The organism is Falsarthrobacter nasiphocae (assembly GCF_031456275.1).
Lineage (GTDB): Bacteria > Actinomycetota > Actinomycetes > Actinomycetales > Micrococcaceae > Falsarthrobacter > Falsarthrobacter nasiphocae.
Genome location: NZ_JAVDUI010000001.1, coordinates 2,141,629 through 2,154,139, shown reverse-complemented (window position 1 = coordinate 2,154,139; position 12,511 = coordinate 2,141,629). Strand labels below are relative to the sequence as shown.

General features: G+C 69.0%; 12 protein-coding genes. 3 read left to right on the top strand and 9 right to left on the bottom strand.

Annotated features, from left to right (window positions below):
* Nucleotides 1-24: 24 nt before the first annotated feature.
* Nucleotides 25-651, top strand: a complete 627-nt coding sequence (locus tag J2S35_RS09735; RefSeq protein ID WP_309852838.1) for a hypothetical protein — start codon at nucleotides 25-27, stop codon at nucleotides 649-651.
* Between the two features lie 6 nt (nucleotides 652-657).
* Here the strand turns inward: J2S35_RS09735 and J2S35_RS09730 are convergent, their stop codons facing one another.
* The 9 genes from J2S35_RS09730 to pdxT all read right to left on the bottom strand — a co-directional run bounded on the left by J2S35_RS09730 (nucleotide 658) and on the right by pdxT (nucleotide 10,385).
* Complete coding sequence (locus J2S35_RS09730; protein ID WP_309853129.1) at nucleotides 658-2,916, bottom strand: RelA/SpoT family protein; 2,259 nt, start codon at nucleotides 2,914-2,916, stop codon at nucleotides 658-660.
* Between the two features lie 129 nt (nucleotides 2,917-3,045).
* On the bottom strand, nucleotides 3,046-4,140 hold the full coding sequence (secF, locus tag J2S35_RS09725; protein WP_309852835.1) for a protein translocase subunit SecF: 1,095 nt from the start codon (nucleotides 4,138-4,140) through the stop codon (nucleotides 3,046-3,048).
* The gene (secD, locus tag J2S35_RS09720) at nucleotides 4,140-5,840 is read right to left on the bottom strand and encodes a protein translocase subunit SecD (protein WP_380083663.1); all 1,701 of its coding nucleotides are present in this window, start codon (nucleotides 5,838-5,840) and stop codon (nucleotides 4,140-4,142) included. Before secD ends, secF begins: the two co-directional genes overlap by 1 nt.
* Nucleotides 5,841-5,926: 86 nt before the next feature.
* Complete coding sequence (locus J2S35_RS09715; protein ID WP_309852832.1) at nucleotides 5,927-6,454, bottom strand: preprotein translocase subunit YajC; 528 nt, start codon at nucleotides 6,452-6,454, stop codon at nucleotides 5,927-5,929.
* A gap of 170 nt (nucleotides 6,455-6,624) precedes the next feature.
* Nucleotides 6,625-7,653 (bottom strand): Holliday junction branch migration DNA helicase RuvB, encoded by a 1,029-nt coding sequence (gene ruvB, locus J2S35_RS09710; RefSeq protein ID WP_309852830.1) that lies wholly within the window; start codon nucleotides 7,651-7,653, stop codon nucleotides 6,625-6,627.
* Nucleotides 7,653-8,258, bottom strand: a complete 606-nt coding sequence (gene ruvA, locus J2S35_RS09705; protein WP_309852827.1) for a Holliday junction branch migration protein RuvA — start codon at nucleotides 8,256-8,258, stop codon at nucleotides 7,653-7,655. Before ruvA ends, ruvB begins: the two co-directional genes overlap by 1 nt.
* 67 nt (nucleotides 8,259-8,325) lie before the next feature.
* The gene (gene ruvC / locus J2S35_RS09700; protein WP_309852825.1) at nucleotides 8,326-8,988 is read right to left on the bottom strand and encodes a crossover junction endodeoxyribonuclease RuvC; all 663 of its coding nucleotides are present in this window, start codon (nucleotides 8,986-8,988) and stop codon (nucleotides 8,326-8,328) included.
* A 3-nt stretch (nucleotides 8,989-8,991) separates the two neighbouring features.
* Nucleotides 8,992-9,747 (bottom strand): YebC/PmpR family DNA-binding transcriptional regulator, encoded by a 756-nt coding sequence (locus tag J2S35_RS09695; RefSeq protein ID WP_309852822.1) that lies wholly within the window; start codon nucleotides 9,745-9,747, stop codon nucleotides 8,992-8,994.
* A gap of 8 nt (nucleotides 9,748-9,755) precedes the next feature.
* On the bottom strand, nucleotides 9,756-10,385 hold the full coding sequence (gene pdxT / locus J2S35_RS09690) for a pyridoxal 5'-phosphate synthase glutaminase subunit PdxT (RefSeq protein ID WP_309852818.1): 630 nt from the start codon (nucleotides 10,383-10,385) through the stop codon (nucleotides 9,756-9,758).
* Nucleotides 10,386-10,452: 67 nt separating this feature from the next.
* On the opposite strand from pdxT, the gene J2S35_RS09685 reads away from it, so the two are divergent.
* Both J2S35_RS09685 and J2S35_RS09680 read left to right on the top strand, forming a co-directional pair.
* The gene (locus J2S35_RS09685) at nucleotides 10,453-11,736 is read left to right on the top strand and encodes a MurT ligase domain-containing protein (RefSeq protein ID WP_309852815.1); all 1,284 of its coding nucleotides are present in this window, start codon (nucleotides 10,453-10,455) and stop codon (nucleotides 11,734-11,736) included.
* Nucleotides 11,733-12,485, top strand: a complete 753-nt coding sequence (locus J2S35_RS09680) for a type 1 glutamine amidotransferase (RefSeq protein WP_309852811.1) — start codon at nucleotides 11,733-11,735, stop codon at nucleotides 12,483-12,485. The genes J2S35_RS09685 and J2S35_RS09680 overlap by 4 nt, the downstream gene beginning before the upstream one ends.
* Nucleotides 12,486-12,511 lie beyond the last annotated feature (26 nt).

Sequence of the window (12,511 nt, the reverse complement as noted above, 5' to 3'; positions counted from 1 at the left end):
GACGCCCGTGAGGAAAATGGGCTCATGACATACCTCATCACGAACAAGGGTCAGACGGTCACGACCCCCTACTCCCCCGCCGAATGGCAGTGCATGGAGGCCGAGGGCCTCGTGAGGCCGCTGATCGACGGCGTGTGGGCGGCCGGCGCCTTGCGGCAGACGGCGGACATCCGCGCCCGCGCAGCGGGGCTCGTGACACCGATTCAACTCATCGGCAGGGTGGTGATCGGCTGGTCCTCAGCTGCGTGGGTGCACGGGTGGGCGCCAAGCCCTGCCCGCCTCGAGCTGCTCATCGATCAGTCCAGCCGCACGACGAGCGCCCACAGGATCACGGACAAGGTCATCATCCACGAGGTCAAGAACCCGCTGGACCGCAGCCTCAACATGAGCGGGACCTTCGTGTCAGACCGCGTGCGCACCGCCGTGGATGTAGCCCGGTACTGCAACGACGACGAAGCGGCCGCGATCCTCAGCCACGCCTTCCGGGACCCGAGCCTGCCGGCGCAGATCCAGGCTGCCGAGGAACTGGGATCGCTGCCAGCCCTCACCGGCCCGACCTCCCGTGCGCGCAGACGTCTTCGCAAGGCGGCGCAGGGCGCGTGGCGGCCGCGCGCCGGCTCACGAGGAGTGAAGGCGGCATCAGGGCGGTGACGGGGCCTAGCCCTGTCGCCGGTTGCCGGACATGCGGTAGACGTCGTACACGCCGTCGATCCGCCGAACCGCAGAGAGGACGTGGTCGAGGTAGCGGGGGTCCGTCATCTCGAAGGAGAATCGCGAGCGGGCAATGCGGTCCTCGCTCGTCTGGACGGACGCGGCGAGGATGTTGACGCGGTGGTCGCTCAGAACACGGGTGACGTCGGACAGCAGGTTCTTGCGGTCGAGCGCCTCCACCTGGATCTCCACGAGGAAGACGCCCACGCTCGTCTCCGTCCATGCCACGGGCACGAGGCGGTCCTCCTGCGCCAGGAGAGACTCGGCGTTCGTGCAGTCTCGCCTATGGATGGACACGCCCTTGCCCCGAGTCACAAATCCGAGGATGGGATCTGGCGGGACCGGGGTGCAGCACTTGGCCAGCTTGATCCAGACGTCGGCGTCGCCCTGGACCGCGACAGCGCCGTCGACCGCCCGGCCCTTGCGGGGAGCCGTGATCGTAATGGGCTCGCGGACCTCGAGGTCCGTCTCCCCGAAGTTGCTCTCAAGGGACTGAATGACGGACTGCGGTGAGCTGGTGCCCTCCCCGATCGCCGCGAAGAGGGAGTTGATGTCCCCGAGGCCCATGCTCTCCGCAATGGTCTGAAGCTTGTCCTGGGTGAGGAACTTCTGGATGGGCAGGTTCCGCTTGCGCAGCGCCCGTGTCAGCGAGTCCCGGCCTGCCTCAATGGACTCCTCGCGGCGCTCCCGGCTGAACCAGTGACGGATCTTCGACTTGGCACGGCCGGACTTGACGAAGCTGAGCCAGTCACGGCTGGGACCGGCGTCCGCAGCCTTCGAGGTGACGATCTCGACCCAGTCGCCGTTCTTGAGCTCCGTCGAGAGGGGCATGAGCCGGCCGTTGACCCGCGCGCCGATGGTCCGGTGGCCCACGTCCGTGTGGACCGTGTACGCGAAGTCGACGGGCGTCGAGCCGGCCGGGAGGGCCTGGATGTCGCCCTTCGGCGTGAACACGTAGACCTCCGCCGCGTTCATCTCGTACCGCAGGGACTCGAGGAACTCGCTCGCGTCCCGCGTCTCCTGCTGCCAGTCCATGAGGGACTTCAGCCAGCGCATGTCCTCCGTGCCCTGTGCGGAGGTCGCATTGGGCTGCTGCTTGTACTTCCAGTGCGCTGCGATGCCGTACTCGGCGCGGCGATGCATCTCGTGGGTGCGGATCTGGAACTCGACGGGCCGTCCGCCCGGCCCGATCACCGAGGTGTGCAGGGACTGGTACAGGTTGAACTTGGGGCTCGCGATGTAGTCCTTGAAACGGCCCGGCATCGGCGACCACTCGTTGTGGATGATCCCCAGGGTCGCGTAGCAGTCCCGCACCGAGTCCACGAGGATCCGGATGCCCGTGAGGTCGTGGATCTCATCGAACTCCTTCCCTCGGACGATCATCTTCTGATAGACGGAGTAGTAGTGCTTCGGGCGGCCCGTCACGGTGCAGCGGATGCGGGCCTCGTGGAGGTCGGCGAGGATCGCCTCCCTCACCTGAGCCAGGTACTTCTCCCGTTCCGGGGTCCGCTGGCCAACGAGTCGGACGATCTCCTCGTACCGCTTGGGGTACAGGACGGCGAAGGACAGGTCCTCGAGCTCCCACTTGACGGTGTTCATGCCGAGTCGGTGCGCCAGGGGCGCGAAGATCTCGAGCGTCTCTCGGGCCTTCTTCGCAGCGGACTCCGAGGACACATAGCGCCACGTGCGGGCGTTGTGGAGCCGGTCGGCGAGCTTGATGATGAGAACGCGGATGTCGCTCGACATCGCGATGACCATCTTCCGGACCGTCTCGGCCTGTGTCGCGTCCCCATAGGTGACCTTGTCGAGCTTCGTGACCCCGTCCACGAGCATCGCGACCTCGGCGGAGAACTCGGCGGTCAGCTCCTCGAGCGAATAGTCGGTGTCCTCGACGGTGTCGTGGAGCAGGGCCGCCTGGAGCGTCGTGCCGGTGAAGCCCATCTGAGCGAGGATCGAGGCGACGGCCACGGGATGGGTGATGTACGGGTCCCCGGAACGGCGCTTCTGCCCCTCGTGGAGCCGCTCGGCGACAGCGTAGGCACGACGGATCGGCTCCAGGTCGGCTTTGGGGCTTGTCGCCTTGATCTGCCGCAGGAGCGGGTCGAGGATGGGCGTGGGGCTGGGCGCGCGTCCGGCGAGACGCGCGAGCGGAGACAGGACGGAGGGCCGCCGCTCCCTGGGGCTCGGGGTCACACCATTCGCCATCGTCACGTCTCCTCGCCTGGCCCAGCGGCCGTTCCTCCAGATGCGTCTGACCCGCTCCGGTCACGCGACGCGAAGCGGGTCAGATCAGTGTACGTCCTCCGCTCACATTGGGGCGGTGGGCGGCTCGGGCTAGCCGCGCTCCGGACGGGAGTCGGCGATGGAGCCGCGCTCGTCAGGCTCAGCTGCCTTCTCTGCGGCCGCGTCCATGGCCGCGTTCTCGTGGGCCGCCCCCGGGTCGTCGACGCCGTCCGAGGACAGCACGCCCCGGTCGGCGTCGGCGGGAACGCCGTCATCGATCCCCCGCTCGTTCTCACGCAGCGCCGCGTAGAGGGGCGCCTGGACGTAGATCGTGGCCAGCGTGGCCACAATGATGCCCACGAACAGCGCGAGCGAGAGGTCCTTCAGCGTGCCGGCCCCCAGAAGGAACGCGCCGATGAAGAGGATCGCGCCCACTGGCAGCACGGCCACGACGGAGGTGTTGATGGAGCGAACCAGCGTCTGGTTGATGGCCAGGTTGACGGAGTCGGCAAACCGGCGCCGGCCCTTGCCTGCGCGCGTGTTCTCCCGGATCTTGTCGAAGACCACGACAGTGTCGTAGAGGGAATAGCTGAGGATCGTCAAGAAGCCAATCACCGCGCTCGGGGTGACCTCGAACCCCGTGGCCGCATAGACCCCACCCGTGATGATGAGGACGACGAACAGCCCGGCGATGGCCGCGATGGACATCTTCCACGTGCGGAAGTACAGCGCCATGAGCAGCGTCACGAGGACCACGAACATGACGAACCCGACCAGCGCCCGCTGCGAGACATCCTTGCCCCACGTGGGGCCGACGAACGTGCTCGTCACCTTGTCTTCGCCGACGCCGTAGGCCTCCGTCAGGCGGCGCTTGACCTCAAGGGTCTGCTCGTCCGTCAGGCGCTCCGTCTGGACGCGGACGGTGCCCGCGGCGATGTTCGTGACGTGCGGCTCCGACTGCGGGACCACGGCATGGACCGCGTTCTCACCCGGTTTGATGTCCGTGTGGTTGGTCTGGGAGACCGTGAACTCGGATCCGCCGCGGAAGTCGATGCCGAGGTTGAACCCGCCCCGGATCACCGGAACGAGGATGGAGAGGAGAACGAGGACGCCGGTGATGGCGAACCACAGCTTCTTCTTCCCCACGAAGTCGTAGGACTTCTCTCCCGAATAGAGGGCGTTGCCCCAATCAGCGAGACGCTTCATCACTTGCCTCCCTCCTCAGCCTGGCGCGCCCGCGCACGGGCGGCGGCCCGGCGCTCGGCGATGGTCAGTCCGGCGGTTTCGTCGTCGTCCGTTTCCGTCCCTCGAGGCGAGCGCGGGCCGGTGTCTTCCGGCGTGCGCACGCGCCCCGCCCCTCGGTAGAGGGGCACGGCGCCCAAGGCCCGGGGGTCGAGTCCCGACGCCGGGTGGCCCTCCGCGAAGAAGCGAGTCCTCGAGAGGAGCTCAAGCACGGGGTGCGTGAAGAGGAAGACGACGATGAGGTCGGCGACCGCCGTGAGGCCGAGCGTGAAGGCGAATCCCCGAACGCTGCCGACCGCAGCGATGAAGAGGACCACGGCGGCCAGGAGGTTCACGGCCTTCGAGGCGAGGATCGTCCGCTTGGCGCGGGCCCATCCAAGCTCCACGGCGGCGCTGAGCGTGCGTCCCTCGCGTAGCTCGTCGCGGATGCGCTCGAAGTACACGATGAACGAGTCCGCCGTGAGGCCGATGGCCACGATGACGCCCGCCACGCCCGCCAGGGACAGGCGGTAGTTCGCCGTGACGCCGAGGATGGCGATGGCCACGTAGGTCAGGACGCCTGCGACGATGAGCGAGCCGAGCGTCACCAGAGAGAGCACCCGGTACTGGAAGGCCGAGTAGACGGCCACGAGGGCGAGGCCGATGAGGCCCGCGATGATGCCCATCTTGAGCTGCTCCTGGCCGAGCGTGGCCGAGATCTGCTGCTCGGACTCGATGGAGAAGCTGATCGGCAGGGCGCCGTAGCGCAGCTGCTCGGCCAGGGCCTTCGCGGAGTCCTCCGTGAAGTTGCCCGTGATCTGCGGGCGTCCGTCCGTGATGACCGCGCGGGACATCGGGGCGGAGACGATGGAGCCGTCGAGAACGATGGCGAACTGGCCTCGGTCCGAGGTATTGAGCTTCGTCAGGCGCTCGGTGACCTTGCGGAAGATCTCCGTGCCCTCTTTGTTGAACTCGATGTTCACAGCCCACTGTCCAGTCTGGACGCCGCCGGAGCCCTGGACCTGGCCTGCGGAGGCGGTCTGGATCATCGTGCCGGGAACCTCGACCGGGCCGAGGATGTACTTCAGGGACTGGCTGCCCTCGTACTGGCACGCCACCATGGGCTTGTCTCCGGGCGCGTTCTTCTGCTGTCCGGGGGTTGGGGGCTTGGTGCAGTCCAGCGCCTCGAACGCCTTGCGGACGTCCTTCGTGATCCAGTTGGGATCAGAGGCGTCCTTGGGCTTGGCTGTGGGGGCCTTGATCGCGGAGTCGGGCGTCGGCTTGGCGGCCTTGGCCGGCGCGCCGATCTCCAGGACGGGGCGGAACTCCATGTCCGCTGACGCCTGGATGAGCTGGCGCGTCTTGGCACTCGGAGTGTCAGGCATGCTGACGACGACGTTGCGGCCGTTCTGCGTCGTGATCTCGGCTTCGGAGACGCCCGCGCCGTCCACGCGCTGGCGGATGATCTCGACGGCCTGGTTGAGCTGCTCCTCCGAGACAGGCTGGTTGCCTGTGGTCTTCGGGGACAGAATCATCTGGGTGCCGCCCTCGAGGTCGAGGGCGAGCTTCGGCGCGAACGCCTGCTTGCCCTGGCCCGCCAGCATGCCCATGACGCCGAACGCGAGGGCCGTGAGCAGGAGCAGGACGGTCAGGCTTGCCCAGGGGCGGCTGCGCCGCGGACGCATGGAACTGCGCGTGCCGCGGCGAGGGCGTCCGACCCCAGGCCCGTTCCCCTTGAGGGAGCGGCCGGTGGGAGCTGTGCGCTGCTGGCTCACCGCTGCTCCCCCGCCTCCGGGCGGGTCTCGGCGGACGTGGAGCCAGCGGAGCCGGCGCCCGGGGTCCCAGGCTCCGTGAAGCCGGCTTCCGCCTGGCTCCCGGGGTGACGGTAGGCCGACGACGGCGTGGCCGCCTCACCGGATGCCGCGGCATCGACGGGAGCGGGCTCAACGAGTCCGTCCCCGTCAGCGGGGGCGGTCGTCGCGTCCTCGGCCGCCGGAGCGGTCTCGGGCGCCGGAGCGAGGGCGCCGATGTGCATCGTGACCTCAACACCCGGGGAGATCTCCACGAGGGCGGTGTTCTCAGCGTCGTTGCGGGAGACGACCGTGCCGAAGATGCCCGAGGTGCTCATGACCCGTGCGCCGGCGACGACCTGGGCACGGCGCTCACCCACCTCCTTCTGCTGCTTGCGGAACCGCATGACGGTGAAGAGGAGGAAGAGAACGAGCAGCGCGGGCAGGAAGAGGGAGCCCGGGTTGAAGGCTGCGTCCGCACCGAGAGGCAGGGAGAGGGAAGGTGACACGATGTTCCGTTCGGTTGGCGGCGGGCTCGGTGTCCGGGCGCCTCTCGAAAACGAGGGCGCCCCGGCGGTTGCGAGGGGGCCGATACGGCCTCAAACTCCCCGCACGCCTCGCCGAGAACGCCTGATGTGTACTGGTTCGAGCGTACACGACGGGGATCACACCGGACCGGCTAGAGACCCCCTGTGGAGGACCAGTGGCCCTCGGGAAGCGGCCGGCCCACGTGGGCGTAGGCCGCTGGGGTGGCCACGCGACCGCGGGGTGTGCGCCCGAGCAGCCCTTCGCGGACGAGGTAGGGCTCGGCGACCGTCTCCACGGTCTCCGTCTCCTCTCCCACAGCGATGGCGAGGGTGGACAGGCCGACGGGCCCGCCCCCGAACTTGTCGATCAGCGCGAGGAGGACGCTGCGGTCCAGGCGGTCCAACCCGCGTTCGTCCACCTCGTACATCGTCAGTGCTGTGGCCGCGTGGGACTGTTCGATGTTGGTCACGCCGTGCACCAGGGCCCAGTCCCTCACACGGCGCAAGAGGCGGTTGGCGATGCGGGGCGTCCCCCTGGAGCGCCGGGCGATCTCCGAGAACCCCTGGCCCGAGACGGCCAGGTCAATGAGCAGGGCCGAGCGGCGCAGGACCAGCTCGAGCTCAGCCTCCGAATAGAACTCCAGCTGGCCCGTGAAACCGAACCGATCCCGCAGCGGACCGGGGAGCAGGCCCGCGCGGGTCGTGGCCCCGACCAGCGTGAACGGCGGGAGCTCCAGTGGAATGGACGTGGCCCCGGCGCCCTTGCCCACGATGACGTCCACACGGAAGTCCTCCATGGCCATGTAGAGCATTTCCTCAGCAGGCCGGGACATGCGGTGAATCTCGTCGAGGAAGAGGATCTCCCCCGGGACGAGAGAGGAGAGAATGGCCGCGAGGTCTCCGGAATGCTGGATGGCCGGGCCGCTCGTGATGCGCAGCGGCGCGCCCATCTCCTGGGCCACGATCATGGCCAGGGTTGTCTTGCCGAGCCCGGGCGGGCCGGAGAGCAGCACGTGGTCCGCGGTCCGCTCGCGAATCTGGGCCGCCTTGAGCACGAGGCCAAGCTGTTCCCGGACGCGCTCCTGCCCCACGAAGTCCCCGAGGGTCTTGGGCCGCAGGGCGCCCTCGAGGGCCCTCTCCTCCGGGTCCGCCGTGGGCTGGACGATGTCGCGGTCCGCCACTAGCGCTTCCTCGCCAGGCGCGCCAGGGCGGCCTTGAGCGCCACGGACACGTTCTCCGAGGCGGCGGCATCAGGGTCCTCTGCGACGAGGCCGGACCAGGCAGACTCCGCGTCTTTCTCGCTCCATCCGAGGGAGAGCAGGGCAGCCTGGACCTGGGGCCCGACACCAGCGGGTCCCGCGCCTGATCCGCCGGCGGCGACCGCCGCCGGGCCAAAACGGTCCTTGAGCTCGAGCAGCATGCGGGCGGCGGACTTGGGTCCGATGCCCGGCACGGACTGGAGGGCTGCCTTGTTCTCCGTGGCGATGGCTTCCCGCAGGGCGGCCGGCTCCAGGACGGACATCACCGCGAGCCCCAGCTTGGGGCCCACGCCGGAGATGCTCGTGATGACCTCGAACGCCTCCCGCGCCTCGGCCTCGGTGAACCCGTAGAGGGTCATCGAGTCCTCCCGGACCACCATGGACGTGTACAGCTGCGCCTGGCTGCCCGTGCGCAGCGACGCGAGCGTGGGCGCTGGCGCCATGACCTCGAAGCCGATCCCGCCGACGAGCACGACGGCCCGGTCCAGCCGCACGGAGACGACCTCGCCCCGGAGAATGGAGATCATGGTGTGGTGACGCCCCTTTGTCTGTGCCAATGGCGCCCCGAGCGGACACCTCGCTGATTAGAACATACTAGCGAAAAGTCCCGGGCTTGCGCGATCCCCGCTTGGCGGCCTCCGCCCACGCCTTCTGCGCAGGAGTCAGCGCACCCGAGGGCCTCGGTGCGAGCTCTGTGCGCGCCCGGCCAACGACACGCGCGCCCTCGGCGGCCCCCACCGAGCGCCGCCACCCGGCCGCAATGCACAGGGCGAGCGCGTCCGCCGCGTCCGCGGGCCTGGGAGGGCTGCTCAGCCGCAGAATGCGGACAACCATCTGCGTCACCGCCTCCTTGCCGGCCTGCCCGTCCCCGGTCACCGCCGCCTTGACCTCTGTGGGCGTGTGCAGCGCCACGGGGACGCCACGCCGGGCGGCGGCCACGATGACCACGCCGGAGGCCTGGGCCGTGCCCATGACCGTGCTGACGTTGTTGTGGCTGAACACGCGCTCCAAGGCGAGCATGTCCGGCGAGTGCTTGTCGAGCCACTCGTCGATGGCCAGCGCGATCGTCAGGAGCCGCTGATCCAGCGGCTGCTCCGCGGCGGTGCCCACCACGCCCACATCCACGAGCTCCGCCGTGCGGTTCGCGTGCATGTCGACGACGCCGATGCCGCAGCGGGTGAGACCCGGGTCGACGCCGAGGATGCGCAGAGGCCGCGCCCCCGGCTGGGCGGGGGCGCGGCCTGGAAGCTGGGCCATGGGCTAGTCGTTCTCCAGCTCCGTCATGACCTCGGCCGAGATGTCGGCGTTGGAGTAGACGTTCTGGACGTCGTCGAGCTCTTCGATGGCATCCGCGAGCTTGAGGAACTTGCGCGCGCCGTCCGCGTCGAGCTGAACATGCATGGAGGGAACGAACTCGACCTCGTCGGTCTCGTACTCGATCCCGGCCTCTTCGAGGCCCGCCACGACGGCGCGGAGGTCGCCGGGCTCGCTGATGACCTCGAACGACTCGCCGTCGTCTTTGACCTCTTCGGCGCCGCCGTCGAGGACGGCCATGAGGACGTCGTCTTCCGTCAGGCCGTTCTTCGGCAGGCGCACGAGGCCCTTGCGGGCGAAGAGGTACGCGACAGAGCCCGGGTCCGCCACGGTGCCGCCGTTGCGGGTGATGGCGACGCGCACCTCGGAGGCGGCCCGGTTCTTGTTGTCCGTGAGGCACTCGATCAGGAGCGCGGAGCCCTGCGGTCCGCGTGCTTCGTAGATGATCTCGCTGTAGTCGACGACCTCGCCGGTCAGGCCGGCACCGCGCTTGATGGCGCGGTCGATGTTGTCGTTGGGCACCGACGTCTTCTTCGCCTTCTGGACGGCAAGCTCAAGGGCGGGGTTGCCGGAGAGGTCGGCGCCGCCAGCGCGGGCCGCGACCTCAATGTTCTTGATGAGCTTGGCGAACGCCTTGGCGCGCTTGGCGTCGATCGCGGCCTTCTTGTGCTTCGTGGTAGCCCATTTGGAGTGTCCGGACATACGTCTGCCTATCTCTTCGCGATCATGTGCATAAACAGCTCGTGGATCCGGCGCTCCTGCGTGACCTCCGGATGGAAGCTCGTTGCGAGCAGGTTCCCCGAGCGAACTCCAACGATTCTACCGGCGGCCCGTCCCAGCCCGCCCACGCGCGCAAGGACCTCGACGCCCGGGCCCGCCTCGAGCACCTGCGGCGCCCGGATGAAGACCGCATGGACGGGGTCCGGCTCGAGCCCGGCGAACTCCAGGTCCACCTCGAAGCTCTCGCGCTGGCGGCCGAACGCGTTGCGGACGACCGTCACGTCAAGCCCGCCGAACGTCTCTTGCGGGCACCCGGCGGCGTCGAGCGCCGGGTCCTTGATGCGGTCCGCGAGGAGGATGAGGCCCGCGCACGAGCCGTAGACGGGCAGGCCCTCCCGGATGAGCTCCCGGATGGGGTCCATGATGCCGAGGACGCGGCACAGCTTGGCCATGGCCGTCGACTCCCCGCCGGGCAGGACGAGCCCCTCGATCCCCTCCAGGTCCCGAGGGGTCCGAATTCGCCGCGTTCGCGCTCCCACGTCCTGGAGGAACTGCTCGTGCTCGCGCACGTCCCCCTGAACGGCGAGCACTCCGACCAGCGGTGCTCCCGAGTGCTGCATGTCTGCCCCTTTTGTCGCGGCCCCAGCGCGAGGCCTGCCGCGCATGTCATGAACTAGTATCGAGTCCATGATCCCCGTGAGCATTCTCGTCGGCAAAGCCGTCCGCGCCGCATCCCGCCTCCGGGGCTCAGGATCGGCCCTCCCGGGCCTCGTCGTCGAGCGGTTTGACCCGGGGTTCCTCGCAGCCATGCTCTCGAGGATGCCGCAAGGCGTCGTCGTCGTCTCCGGAACCAACGGCAAGACCACCACGACGAAAATGGTGGTGGAGCTCCTCGCGTCCCAGGGCCTCAAGGTGTTCACGAACCGCTCCGGCTCGAATTTCACGCGCGGCGTGGTGGCGTCCCTCGTCGCCGAGGCGAGCGTCACGGGCCGCCTCGACGCAGACATCGCGGTCCTGGAGCTGGACGAGGCCCACGCGGTGCACTTCGTCCGCCAGTTCCAGCCGACGTACGCCCTCCTCCTCAATGTCCTGCGGGATCAGCTTGACCGATTCGGCGAGATCGACACGACCGCCCGTTTCCTCGACACCATCGCCTCCCGGACCACGGGTACGGTCGTCCTCAATCGCGAGGACCCGCGCGTGGCCCGCATCGCCGAGGGCGGGGCGGCCCACGCGGACGTCGCGTACTTCGGCCTCGCGCCTCAGCTGCGCCGGATGTTCCCGGCCGACGACGACCTGCGCCGCGCGGCCGCCGCGGACTCGGCGACCCCCGCGGACGCCCTGACCGCCGACGTTCTCCTCGCGAGCCTCGAGGGCGAGAAGGCCGAGTTCGACATCGGCGGGCGCCGCGTCCCCGCGACCATGTCGCTCAAGGGCGTCTACAACGTCTACAACGCGGCTGCGGCCCTCGCGCTCGTGCGCCGGATTCTCGGCGACGCGGCAGACGAGGCCGCACTGGTGCAGGCCCTTGAGAACGTCACGCCCGCCTTCGGCCGCGGCGAGTCCTTCGTGGTGAACGGGCAGCCGCTTGAGCTCGTCCTCGTCAAGAACCCTGCCGGGTTCCGCCTGGGTTTGCAGTCCTTCGTCAGCTCGGACGCGGCCACGATGATCGCCGTCAACGACGACTACGCCGACGGCCGCGACATGTCCTGGCTGTGGGACGTCGACTTCGACATCCTCCGCTCCGGGGGCGTCGACCGCGTCTCGGGCGTGCGGGCGGCAGACATGGCCCTGCGTCTGAAGTACGACGACGTGCCTGTCGGCGAGGTGGACGAGGACCTGGCCGCCTCGCTCGAGGCCCTCCTCAAGGAGCACCCGGACCGGCCGAAGCGCATTTTCTCCACGTACACCGCCATGCTCGCCCTCCGCCGCGCACTGGCCCGCCACACGACCGTCGAGGACTTCTCGTGAGCCACCCCATCTTCACCCCCGAGGGACCGTCCAAGGGCGCGCTGCGGATCGTCCAGCTCTACCCGGATGACATGAACATCTACGGGGACTGGGGCAACACCCTGACGCTTGCGCGCCGCGCGGCCTGGCACGGCTACTCCCCCGAGATCGTGGACTACAACGTCGGGGACGCGTTCCCCGAGGACGCAGACGTGATTGTGGGCGGCGGGGGCCAGGACTCCGGGCAGTTCAAGATCATCGATGACCTCGCCCGCATCGCCGACCGTTTGACCGGCCTCGCCGCAGACGGCTCCCCCATGCTCGTCATCTGCGGGATGTACCAGCTCTTCGGTCATGAGTTCGAGACCCTGTCCGGCCGCGTCCTCCCCGGGCTCGGCATCCTCGACCTGACCACAAAGGGCACCGACGAGCGACTCATCGGCAACGTCGTCACCGAGTCGGACGAGTTCGGCCGGATCGTCGGGTACGAGAACCACTCGGGGAAGACCGTCCTCGGCAGCGGCGCCGAGCCCCTCGGCCGCGTCGTCGTCGGTGCGGGAAACAACGGCGAGGACGAGACGGAGGGCGCCCGGCACGCGAACGTCCTGGGCACGTACCTCCATGGGTCCCTTCTGCCAAAGAACCCGGCCCTCGCCGACTGCCTGCTGCGCACCGCGGCGGAGCGCCGCCACGGCGAGTTCGTCCCCGGAGCGCTCGACGACTCGCTCGAGGAGCGGGCTCGGCGTTCGGCCGAGAAGCGGCCGCGCTAGAGCGACCTGTCCCGGCGGGGCGGGCT

Coding starts and splice junctions, on each gene's coding strand:
- secD (WP_380083663.1), bottom strand. CDS start 5,840: ATGCGTCCGCGGCGCAGCCGCCCCTGGGCAAGCCTGACCGTCCTGCTC.
- J2S35_RS09730 (WP_309853129.1), bottom strand. CDS start 2,916: ATGGCGAATGGTGTGACCCCGAGCCCCAGGGAGCGGCGGCCCTCCGTC.
- ruvC (WP_309852825.1), bottom strand. CDS start 8,988: ATGGCCCAGCTTCCAGGCCGCGCCCCCGCCCAGCCGGGGGCGCGGCCT.
- ruvA (WP_309852827.1), bottom strand. CDS start 8,258: ATGATCTCCATTCTCCGGGGCGAGGTCGTCTCCGTGCGGCTGGACCGG.
- secF (WP_309852835.1), bottom strand. CDS start 4,140: ATGAAGCGTCTCGCTGATTGGGGCAACGCCCTCTATTCGGGAGAGAAG.
- pdxT (WP_309852818.1), bottom strand. CDS start 10,385: ATGCAGCACTCGGGAGCACCGCTGGTCGGAGTGCTCGCCGTTCAGGGG.
- J2S35_RS09695 (WP_309852822.1), bottom strand. CDS start 9,747: ATGTCCGGACACTCCAAATGGGCTACCACGAAGCACAAGAAGGCCGCG.
- J2S35_RS09735 (WP_309852838.1), top strand. CDS start 25: ATGACATACCTCATCACGAACAAGGGTCAGACGGTCACGACCCCCTAC.
- J2S35_RS09685 (WP_309852815.1), top strand. CDS start 10,453: ATGATCCCCGTGAGCATTCTCGTCGGCAAAGCCGTCCGCGCCGCATCC.